The 10,132-nt window shown below is 44.1% G+C and carries 10 protein-coding genes; 5 read left to right on the top strand and 5 right to left on the bottom strand.

Annotation, left to right across the window (positions count from 1 at the left end; all coding sequences use genetic code 11):
- Both QZY09_RS14550 and QZY09_RS14545 read left to right on the top strand, forming a co-directional pair.
- Nucleotides 1-119, top strand: a 119-nt coding sequence (locus QZY09_RS14550) for a 3-methyl-2-oxobutanoate hydroxymethyltransferase (RefSeq protein WP_295673518.1), incomplete at its 5' end; no start/stop codon positions are given.
- 79 nt (nucleotides 120-198) lie between these two features.
- The gene (locus QZY09_RS14545) at nucleotides 199-942 is read left to right on the top strand and encodes an RluA family pseudouridine synthase (RefSeq protein ID WP_295673516.1); all 744 of its coding nucleotides are present in this window, start codon (nucleotides 199-201) and stop codon (nucleotides 940-942) included.
- Between the two features lie 82 nt (nucleotides 943-1,024).
- On the opposite strand, the gene QZY09_RS14540 is transcribed toward QZY09_RS14545, so the two are convergent.
- Both QZY09_RS14540 and yiaK read right to left on the bottom strand, forming a co-directional pair.
- On the bottom strand, nucleotides 1,025-2,125 hold the full coding sequence (locus QZY09_RS14540; RefSeq protein WP_295673514.1) for a zinc-dependent alcohol dehydrogenase family protein: 1,101 nt from the start codon (nucleotides 2,123-2,125) through the stop codon (nucleotides 1,025-1,027).
- A 193-nt stretch (nucleotides 2,126-2,318) separates the two neighbouring features.
- Nucleotides 2,319-3,308: a 3-dehydro-L-gulonate 2-dehydrogenase gene (gene yiaK / locus QZY09_RS14535; protein WP_295673512.1), complete on the bottom strand. Its 990-nt coding sequence runs from the start codon at nucleotides 3,306-3,308 to the stop codon at nucleotides 2,319-2,321.
- 195 nt (nucleotides 3,309-3,503) lie between these two features.
- Between yiaK and QZY09_RS14530 the strand changes: the two genes are divergently transcribed.
- Complete coding sequence (locus QZY09_RS14530) at nucleotides 3,504-4,010, top strand: hypothetical protein (protein ID WP_295673510.1); 507 nt, start codon at nucleotides 3,504-3,506, stop codon at nucleotides 4,008-4,010.
- Nucleotides 4,011-4,205: 195 nt separating this feature from the next.
- Nucleotides 4,206-4,784, top strand: a complete 579-nt coding sequence (gene purN / locus QZY09_RS14525; protein ID WP_295673508.1) for a phosphoribosylglycinamide formyltransferase — start codon at nucleotides 4,206-4,208, stop codon at nucleotides 4,782-4,784.
- Between the two features lie 26 nt (nucleotides 4,785-4,810).
- Here purN and QZY09_RS14520 read toward each other — a convergent pair whose 3' ends face one another.
- The 3 genes from QZY09_RS14520 to fabG form a co-directional block, all read right to left on the bottom strand.
- A complete protein-coding gene (locus QZY09_RS14520) occupies nucleotides 4,811-5,953 on the bottom strand; it encodes an acyltransferase (protein ID WP_295673506.1) in 1,143 nt (380 codons plus the stop codon).
- Nucleotides 5,954-6,335: 382 nt separating this feature from the next.
- Nucleotides 6,336-8,423 carry a hypothetical protein gene (locus tag QZY09_RS14515; protein ID WP_295673505.1) on the bottom strand — a complete coding sequence of 696 codons (2,088 nt, stop codon included), beginning with the start codon at nucleotides 8,421-8,423 and terminating at the stop codon, nucleotides 6,336-6,338.
- Nucleotides 8,424-8,535: 112 nt separating this feature from the next.
- Complete coding sequence (fabG, locus tag QZY09_RS14510) at nucleotides 8,536-9,279, bottom strand: 3-oxoacyl-[acyl-carrier-protein] reductase (protein ID WP_295673503.1); 744 nt, start codon at nucleotides 9,277-9,279, stop codon at nucleotides 8,536-8,538.
- Between the two features lie 174 nt (nucleotides 9,280-9,453).
- Between fabG and QZY09_RS14505 the strand changes: the two genes are divergently transcribed.
- The gene (locus QZY09_RS14505; protein ID WP_295673501.1) at nucleotides 9,454-10,110 is read left to right on the top strand and encodes a hypothetical protein; all 657 of its coding nucleotides are present in this window, start codon (nucleotides 9,454-9,456) and stop codon (nucleotides 10,108-10,110) included.
- Nucleotides 10,111-10,132 lie beyond the last annotated feature (22 nt).

The following is a 10,132-nucleotide window of genomic DNA, read 5'->3' as shown; positions in this document are numbered from 1 at the left end:
TTAAACCAAGGTTTTTACGGCAATACGCCAACCTGAACGAGATCATGAACACCGCGATTAAAAAATATATCAGCGACGTAAAAACAAAAAGCTTCCCCAACGAGAAGGAAGAGTATTGAGTTGGTTCATGGTTCATAGTTGATGGTTCATGGCCGCGGCGATGGATTTTCTCAACACTTCTGCTATGAACCATCAACCATGAACTATGAACCAAAAATGACCAAAGTCAACATAAAATACGAAAACCTGCCTATAACCGATAAGGATGTGCTTTACGAGGACAACCACCTTATAGCCATTAATAAGCGGGCAGGTGATATTGTGCAGGTGGATACAACAGGCGATGAATCGCTGGAAGATAAGGTCAAAAAGTATATCGCCCATAAATATGATAAACCCAATGGCGCTTTTTTAGGTGTAGTACACCGGTTGGACAGGCCGGTAAGCGGGGTGATCCTATTTGCCAAAACCAGCAAAGCGCTTGACAGGATCAACAAACTATTTAAAAACCGCGAAATGAACAAAACCTATTACGCGGTTGTTCGCGCAAAACCCTATCCCCCTGCCGGTAATTTAGTTCAGTGGCTGGTAAAAAATCCACAGAAAAATGTTACCAGGGCACATGACCATGAAGTGCCCGGCAGCCTCCGTTCCGAATTAAACTTCAGGGTAGTTGGCGAGCTGAACGGCTATACATTGATTAGGGTTGACCCCATTACCGGCCGTCCGCACCAGATCAGGGTGCAACTGTCTACTTTAGGCAGCCCCATCGTAGGCGACAATAAATATGGTTACCCCCGCGGCAGCTTACGCAAAAGCATTAGCCTGCACGCACGCCGGCTGGAGTTTATTCATCCGATAAAACTGGAAAACGTAATTATAACAGCCCCTGTCCCCCATGATGGTTTTTGGGAGAAATTTGAGGGAATGATGGAAGAATAAGTTAAGTCTTGAGTCAAAAGTCTTGAGTCCTAAGTCGGATTTGAATTTTTCGACTTCAGACTCAAGACTTTCGACTTCAGACTCAGTCAGCGGTCATAATCACTTTAAGCGCTTTTTCTTTTGCGGCATTTCCAAAAGTTTCGTACGCTTCCATTACCTGGTCGAGCCTGAAATGGTGGGTAATCAGCTGGTTCGGATCCAGTTTCTTAGCGCCTACCGTTTTTAGCAGCATCGGGGTGGTAACGGTATCCACCAGCCTGGTGGTAATCGTAATATTCTGTGACCACAATGTTTCGAGGTGCAGCGTTACACTCTTCCCGTGAACACCGATATTGGCAATATGCCCGCCGGGTGCAATTATAGAAGTGCAAATCTCAAATGTTTCGGGTATGCCAACCGCCTCAATAGCTACGTCGACTCCTTTGCCGTTTGTTAAACTTTTTACCCTTTCAATTACATTTTCTTTAGCGCCGTTTACAAGTTGGGTTGCGCCAAAGGTTTTGGCAGTATTTAACCTGTTTTCATCCGGGTCGATCATAATGATCTCGGCCGGCGAATAAAACTGAGCGGTTAGCAAAGCAGCCAAACCTATCGGCCCGGAGCCAACTATGGCTACGGTATCGCCCGGTTTTACCTGCCCGTTTAATACACCACATTCAAAACCCGTTGGCAAAATATCGCTTAGCATTACCAGTGCTTCTTCATCGGCCCCGGCAGGAATCGGGTAAAGGCTGTTGTCAGCATGCGGAATCCTTACATATTCAGCCTGGGTACCATCAATCAGGTGACCCAATATCCATCCGCCGTCTTCACAATGCGAATACATTCCTTTTTTACAATACTCGCATTTACCGCAGGATGTGATACATGAGATGAGCACATGATCGCCTTTTTTGAAATTGCTTACTGCAGTACCCAGTTCTTCGATAATACCCACCCCTTCATGGCCGATGATCCTACCATCGGTAACCTCAGGTACATCCCCTTTCATTATGTGCAGGTCTGTTCCACAGATGGTGGTCTTCAATATCCTTACGATAGCATCTGTTGGTTTTGTCAAACCAGGTTTGGGTTTATTCTCCCATGCTTTTTTGCCGGGCCCGTGATAAACCAACGCTTTCATCGTTTTTGCCACGCCATTCACAGGTGGGTTAACCACTACTCCTTTAACTAATGTTTCCATGATTTTTTTGTTTATTGGTAGGTGTACTTGTACTACAAAGATGGAGTCATACTGTTTCAAAAGAAATGACGGCGGATATTATTAAAGGTGATAGATTACACATATTTTTTTAGGGAAAGGACAATGATCCAATTTAAAAAAATCCGCCAGTGTGAAAGCGTTAAAGACGCTATTGTTGCTGCTATTTGTTTAGTTACATCCCGAGCACCTTCTCCCAGATCTTTTCATCTACCCAAACGCCTTCTTTTAAACTTTTCTCCCTTGTGCGCAGTGTATTTTCGCCGGGATAGCAGATGTTACCGCCGTCATTAACCGGCCGGCTGGTTTTTGTATAGCTGATGATCTCTTCGATGAGTTGTACGGTATGTGCACTGTTGTCGGGTTTGATGCAGATAAAAACTTGTGACACGCCGCTTTCCTTTTCGCTTTGGGTGATCTTCGCCGTGGAGTTTCCCTGGCTCAGCACCGTCGCCAGTAAGTCGAGCACCAGGGATAAACCCGAACCTTTCCAGAAACCAATAGGCAAAAGCCTTTCGGATTGTAAAATCTCCGCGGCATCGGTACTTAAATTTCCTTCGGCATCGTAACCGCCGGGTAAGGGAAGCTCTATCTGTTGGGTTTTATACAAATTAAGTTTGCCAACGGAGTATTGCGAAATGGCCATATCCAACACCACATGCCCGCCCTCGCGCGGAATGGCTATTACCAGCGGGTTATTGCCCAAACGCGGGTCGAGCCCACCCCAGGGCGGCAGGTTGGCAATGGTATTGGTAAAACAAATGCCGATCATCCCGGCTTCTGCCGCCTGCCATCCGTAGGCGCCGGCGCGCATCCAGTGGTTGGTGTTTTTAATGGCTACGCAGCCAATACCGTTTGCTTTGGCCAACTCAATGGCACGTGCCATACAAAAGCGTGCATTCAATATTCCCGGCGCAAGTTTACCCTCCCATTGCTCCAATGCGCCGAAACTGTTTAACAATTCAGGCTCTGCGTCTTTTTGTACCAGGCCCTGTTTTACAAAATCAACAAACACCGGGAAACGGTTCAGTCCGTGGGTGTACACCCCGTCGCGGCTGTTCTCGGCAAAAATAGTCGTAATGGTTCCGGCCTTGTCCGCAGTAAAACCAAGTGAAAGCAATACCCGGTTAAATTCGGACCGGAGTTTTTCAAAGGGAATGGTCATTTTTAAGTCTGAAGTCTAAAGTCGTTAGTCTGAAGTCAATAAAAGTTACAACACAAACTTACGACTTTAGACTCCAGACTTAACACTTACAATCATTATCACCTATAATGATAATATTACCCCTTTTAATAAGTTATACATAAACCCTGTCTGTAATATGGCCGGGAATTTTTATTTTTGACGATGTTTTCCTCCATGAAAAGTATACGTGCCCTTTTGATCGTTACCGCTTTGCTGACCGCGCTGGCGATCAATTCCTGTAAAAAAACGTCTATTAGCCCTATTCAGCAACTTTTTACAGGGGGAACATGGGAGTTGGCATCTTTGCAAACCACTTATTTTACCGGCAATACCGCTGACTCGACAGTTACAGATAGCTCGACCTGCCTGACCAGCCAGTTTTTTACTTTTAATACCAACAATACCTGCACCTACACCAATTTTGATTGCATCACGCAAACTTCGCCCACTGCAACATGGTCGCTTACGGGTAACCAGCTTTTTTTACAAACGGGTGTAGTTTGTAAGGATACCACTGCTGCGGGAAGCTCAACACCATTTTCATATGCCCAGATCCAAAACCTCGGAATTTATTCGCTGGTGCTGAATACCGGTGACATCCAGCCAAATTATTCACTTACTGCAAAACGTAAAGTCGTTACTTACGGCTTTATCCGTCAAAAGAGCACCACTTCACCATAATTTGCAAATACGGCTTTTCGTTTAGAATAAATTAAGCTTTCATTTGCATTTGACTAAACCAGATTGCCGTAAAATCTTTATATTTGGGACGTATAATAAGGGTTTTGCACGGTTTTGCACGGTTTTTAGTGTTATTATCTAAAACCCGCGGAAAACGTCTGATAATTTTAACGGGCATTAAAAAATTTAGTTTTAATGAAAAAAAGAATCGCAATTTTTGCTTCAGGATCAGGGTCAAATGCTCAAAAAATTATGGAGCACTTTAAGCGCCATCCCGATGCAGAAGTCGTACTGATCCTCACTAATAATCCCCAGGCATACGTATTGCAACGTGCTGATAATTTCGAGATCCCGGCCCATATTTTTACCCGCTACGAGTTTTACGAAACCGATGAAGTGATCCGCCTGTTAAAAAACCTGCAGGTGGACCTGATCGTACTTGCCGGTTTCCTATGGCTGGTTCCTGAGTCGTTATTAAAAGCATTCCCCAATAAGATCATCAACCTTCACCCGGCCCTGCTACCAAAGTACGGTGGCAAAGGTATGTTTGGCGATCATGTGCATAAAGCCGTATTGGCCGCTAAAGAAGAAGAATCGGGTATTACCATCCATTTTGTAAACGAACTGTTTGATGAAGGCGAAGTGATCCACCAGTCGCGCTTCAAGATCGACCCGGATGACAACCTGGAAGTAGTTAAATTTAAAGGCCAGCAACTGGAGCATCAATATTTTCCGAAGGTGATAGAGAGCCTTTTGAAGAAGATGAAGAGTTGAGGTTGGAGATTAGAGATTAGTTTTTCTTAGCACCATTTCGCCAACACGTTATTCCTTAAATTCAACGCCGGCTTCTCAATCATATATCGTATTACCAGTGCCGCCGCAATAACACAAACGACACAAATCAGCATCGCTATATTGCTATTTTTATCCAACCCAGCCTTTTCCAGGAGGTTTTGAACCAAATGGATAATGATTTTATGCGAAAGGTAGATAGAATAGGATAAGGTGGCTATTAGCGAAGTTACTTTTGATTGGAGCCGGTAAAAAATATTATTAGGGCTCACAAATGCCGCCAGGATCAACCCGTAACCGACCGCCACCAGCGGGAAACCCAATATAACCGTGTTATAGGTAGATTGCTGCGGGCAAAGCAGCCATGCAGCAAATACGATCAGCAAACCGGCAGCCAAAACAAGGTAGCTATATCTGTTAATCCATTCTTTAAAACCAGGGTAAAAAGTAAACAGCCCGGCAATGCTTACGCCCACCAATAAACCATCCAAACGGTTATAGGTTGGATAATATACATATTCATTAAAGCGGGCGCCAAATTCATCGGTATTAAGGTAAGGGGCAACCAGGTAATGCCAGTTTAAATACCTTACAACATAACAGGCAACAAACAAAATCACCACCAGGTAAACTGCCTTTTTACCCGCCTTAAAGTAATTGAACAACAGGAAAATTAAAGGCAGCAGCAGATAAAACTGCTCCTCCACACACAGCGACCAGCCATGGCTGAAGGTGCCGTATTTTTTCAGGTCGAGGCCGAAGTTTTGGGTAAAAGTAAAGTATTGCCATAAGGGCGACAGGTGCCCCCACTCACGCGCCAATGGAAAAGCGATATAGATGATCATCACCAGCAAATAGGGTGGGATGATCCTGAAAAAGCGTTTGATGAAAAACTCCTTTACCGAAATATTTTTGCCTTTTGATACGGTATTAAAAAGCTGCCCGGCAATTAAAAACCCGCTCAGCACAAAAAACAGGTCGACACCCGTCCAACCAAAATTACTGAACCGGCCACGTTCCCAATTCGGGTGCCCGAAAAACTGGTAGTGGAAACATAATACATACGTGATGGCCAGCGCCCTCAAATGGTCCAGTCCGTGCAGCTTGTGCTGATCGCCAATGTCATTGACAACTGATAATTGTTCGGACATTTAATATTTGGGTTATAAATTATGTTAAAGCAATCTGCAAAGATTTTATTTTTAGCCCGGTAATCCGCCAAATCGCACTACAACAACACCACAACAAAAATTGTTTTTTGTAGATTATCGAGCGTTAGACAGGGCAGACGCAGTAAAAATCATTATTAACAAAATCTGATCAAGCATCTAAACCTATGTGCTTCATATGTTATAGTGCTTAGTTTTACCACGAAGGACACAAAGAAAAAGCCACAAGGGTCACAAGGCCAGTTTCTTTGCGTTCTTTGTGAAAACTTTGTGCCCTTGTGGTTAAAAATCGAATATTTAAATGATATTGATTCTGCCTGATTAGGCCAAACTTAAAATCATTTTAATGCGCCTGACCTGACGGTTAGACCTCCCCTTCCCGCTTCCTTAAAAACCACTCCATACTCAGCAGAAACAATATCAATACGAAAACCCATTTTACATCCACCAGGTCGCTGTACCGTTTGTCTTCATACACCACCGTTTTAACGTTCTCGTTTTTGCGGATGAGCTTAGTCAATTGGTTGATCTGCGAAGGCGGCAGCATTTGGCCGCCGCTTTGTTTGGCGATAGTGCGCAGTAATTGGTGGTTGGCGGCGCTTTGTCTTGCTTCCAGGTTTAAAGGTTTTACAGTTAATTGACCGGATGAATTAAATGTTTTATCACCGATTTTTGTAGAGGCCGAATAAGTGTATTCCCCTACTGGTAAAGTACCTGCATTTAGCTGGTAATTTTGATTGGTGCGGGTAAACAGAAAACTGTAGTCTTTTCCCTTTTCGCTTTTCAGGTTGATCTTTACATCAGGGGTATTGATCAGTTCAAGTGCATCATTATAAAGTTCAGCATTCAACAAAACGTTCTCCCCTTCATCAAAAACCCTTTTGGATGGATAAACAATAAAACGCTGCCGGTTGGCATTCGCCGTTAAATATTGCACCCCCTGCCCTAATAATTCTTCTAGCGCATGATGGTTACCATATTTTTGATATTCAGCCAGTTGCCAGCGCCACAGGCCCTCGCCGGTAAGCACCGCCATGCGTTCGCCACCTTCATCGCCAAATGACAATAAGGGGTACGAAGTTTCTACACTGCCAATCTTTTGCTTTAACAAAGTGCTGCCCGATGGCGGCGAGCTGTAGCTGCCATAAGGTGCCAGCAAGGGTGGAAAAACCACAATTTTATTCCGGGTAGAATCGGATAGGGTAAAATCCGTAAAATCAGCTGTTGGCTGGGCAAATACTTCCTGCATCTGCTCCTGTCCCGAACTCACTTTCACAAGCTGTTGCCCCTGGTCAAATGCCTGCAAATTGCTTTGTGCGCCCACCATGTACCAAACCGGCACTTTGGCTTTGATCAAATTCTGGAGGAGATTATTGCCGGTTGCCGATACCTGGAATAGGATCAGCAGGCTGTAATCGCCCGGTTTAACCGAAGCAAGATCTGATAACAAACTTGTTTTAACCTCGTAATTCTTATTATTCTGGATCGACTGCCGGACCACGCTGATATCCGGGTGCGGACCGTCATATACCAGCAGGATCTTTTGTTTGGCATCCAGCACATCCACATAAATGGTTTCGGCGTTGTTTTGGGTCGAGATCTCGTTTTTTACCGGCGCAATATTGATGTTATATCTACGCGTCCCCTTTTTATCGGCATTGAGTTTCAGGCTGACTACCTTATGAAAATCATTTGAATTGATAGCAATATTTTGAGCCGATACCTGCCTTCCATCGGCTGTAACCAACAAATGCATCGTTTCGCCTTTGGCCTGGTAAGCCTCAGCCAAAACTTCTATCTCAAAATCATTACCTAAAAAAGCGGTTTTATTGTAATTGACATTGCCGATCAGCAGGTCGCGTTTGGCAATAGTATCGCCAAGGGCAATCGTGTAAATGGTCGATTTGATATTCCGGGCCTCGTATTGCGGGTCGGTGCCCTGGTTGTATAAGCCATCCGTTGCCAAGACTACCGCGCCGATATTCTGGTTTACAAAACGCTCGTTCAGCTGGTGTAAGGCATTAGCGATATCTGTTTGCTTGCCCAAAAAATCTTTGGTAAGCCCATCAGCGATGTCTTTGTTAAAATGAAATTCGCGGACATCGTAATCACTCCCCAGTTCTTTTTTCAAGCCAGAAAGGTCATTTACCAGTTGCTCTGTCGGCGCGTCAGGCTTTTTAAACAGATTTATTGATTGCGAGTTATCCTGCAAAAGCAACACCAGCGGCTTTTGCGGGTTATAGCTCACCGTTTTCACCAATGGCGAAAGCAGCAGCAATGCAATCAAGGTGACCACTATAGCACGACCCGCAAATAACAGGTAACGGAATTTTTTATCCAGGCTAACCGGCTGTTTATATAGCAGCCATCCGTACAAAATGCCCAATGCCAGGCAAGCAGGCACCCACCATCCCGAAACCGTTCCCCAGGTAATTGAAAATAATAGCTGCATATTGGCCCCCTCTAAATCTCCCCCGGTAGGGGAGACTTTAAAAAACTTCAGGGTAGTCTTTATTTAAACAAATCTTAAAAGCCCTCCCTACCGGGGAGGGTTTGGGTGGGGCTTACAACATTCCCCCATCAACCGGTATCACCTGCCCGGTAATGTACGATGCCATATCCGATGCCAAAAACACGCAAGCGTTAGCCACATCTTCCGGTTCACCGCCGCGTTTAAGGGGGATGGCTTGTGCCCATCCTTCTACCACTTTTGGGTCAAGCACTTCGGTCATTTCAGTTTTAATAAAACCGGGGGCAACCACGTTGGTACGGATATTCCTGGAGCCTAATTCTTTTGCAATAGATTTAGAGAAACCGATAATGCCCGCCTTTGAAGCTGCATAATTGGCCTGCCCGGCATTGCCCTGCACCCCAACTACCGAACTCATATTGATAAATACCCCATAGCGGTTCTTCATCATTATTTTTGAAGCTGCTTTGGTTAGGTTGAAGATAGATTTCAGGTTTACTTCCAGCACATCGTCCCAGTTTTGTTCGGTCATGCGCATCAGCAGGCCGTCTTTGGTGATACCTGCGTTATTCACCACGATTTGCAAAGTGCCAAAATCAGCAACAATATCATTTACCAACTTTTCCGCTTCATCAAATTTGGAAGCATCGGAGCGGTAGCCTTTTACTTTTGTACCAAAGCGTTGCAGTTCCTGTTCAAGGGCATAGCCTTTTTCAACAGATGATAAATAAGTAAAGGCCACATTGGCGCCATGCTCGGCAAATTTTTCTGCAATTTTACGGCCTATTCCTTTGGATGCGCCGGTGATCAGCGCGGTTTTTCCTTCTAATAATTTCATAATATATCGTATGATTTCGGGCGATGAAGATAGGGAATTAGTGTGAAAGTCGGAAAAGTCCGGAAGTCCGAAAGAAAGAAGCAAATTTACGAAGTTTCTAAAACTTCGTAAATTTTTGGCATATAGCTGCCTATTAAAAAAATTGCATTACCTTAGATTTCTCGTACCAGTCGAATGAGAAAACTTTACCTTATCCTATTTTCTTTATCATTATTCAGTTGCCACCATGCCGTCAGCATTAAGGCACAACGCCTGGCGGATGCATTGGCTGTTTTAAAAAGAAATAGCGAATTCAGGCCCTTAAACAAGGATGATGCCTACGACTTTATGAACAAATACTACCTGCCCCGCCTTGATTCCTTAGAAACCGGGCGAAAAATATTTATTCATCCGCTAACCGGGGTGAATTTTAAAGATTTATATATTGAAGACAGCATCAAACTGCAAAAAGGATATAGCGCAGATTCAACGCGTAAATTTACAACAGAAACACGCCCCCCACGCCCGCCGCTATTGAAACTTGATGATAATTTCAAATGGAACAACAAAAAACTTTTAAAGGCCGTAGTTATTAACGACTATATTAAAACTTCCGGAAAAGATAATTCTTACGATAACGTTGATAGTATTAAAGCCTGGCACCACAAATATGGGTATGGCTATATGTGTGTATCGTATCCACAGTTTAACGCTTATACAAAACGCCTGGTAATCCGGCAATGGGTTGAAAACGACGATTGGTGCGGTACAGGACGGGAAAGTAAGTTTTGGTTTACAAGAACTGCTATGGGGTGGAAAACCCTGTCGGAACACTGGTATAGTAAAAATTAAATAATTTAAATTTCATTATAAT

Source organism: uncultured Mucilaginibacter sp., assembly GCF_903913935.1.
Lineage (GTDB): Bacteria > Bacteroidota > Bacteroidia > Sphingobacteriales > Sphingobacteriaceae > Mucilaginibacter.
Note: the sequence above shows the minus strand (reverse complement) of the source record. Positions and strands in the feature narration are given on the sequence as shown.

Excerpts from the sequence above, each read along its gene's own strand:
- QZY09_RS14545 (WP_295673516.1), top strand. The coding sequence starts at position 199 with ATGAACTATGAACCAAAAATGACCAAAGTCAACATAAAATACGAAAAC.
- QZY09_RS14515 (WP_295673505.1), bottom strand. The coding sequence starts at position 8,423 with ATGCAGCTATTATTTTCAATTACCTGGGGAACGGTTTCGGGATGGTGG.
- QZY09_RS14540 (WP_295673514.1), bottom strand. The coding sequence starts at position 2,125 with ATGGAAACATTAGTTAAAGGAGTAGTGGTTAACCCACCTGTGAATGGC.
- purN (WP_295673508.1), top strand. The coding sequence starts at position 4,206 with ATGAAAAAAAGAATCGCAATTTTTGCTTCAGGATCAGGGTCAAATGCT.
- fabG (WP_295673503.1), bottom strand. The coding sequence starts at position 9,279 with ATGAAATTATTAGAAGGAAAAACCGCGCTGATCACCGGCGCATCCAAA.
- QZY09_RS14505 (WP_295673501.1), top strand. The coding sequence starts at position 9,454 with ATGAGAAAACTTTACCTTATCCTATTTTCTTTATCATTATTCAGTTGC.
- yiaK (WP_295673512.1), bottom strand. The coding sequence starts at position 3,308 with ATGACCATTCCCTTTGAAAAACTCCGGTCCGAATTTAACCGGGTATTG.
- QZY09_RS14520 (WP_295673506.1), bottom strand. The coding sequence starts at position 5,953 with ATGTCCGAACAATTATCAGTTGTCAATGACATTGGCGATCAGCACAAG.
- QZY09_RS14530 (WP_295673510.1), top strand. The coding sequence starts at position 3,504 with ATGAAAAGTATACGTGCCCTTTTGATCGTTACCGCTTTGCTGACCGCG.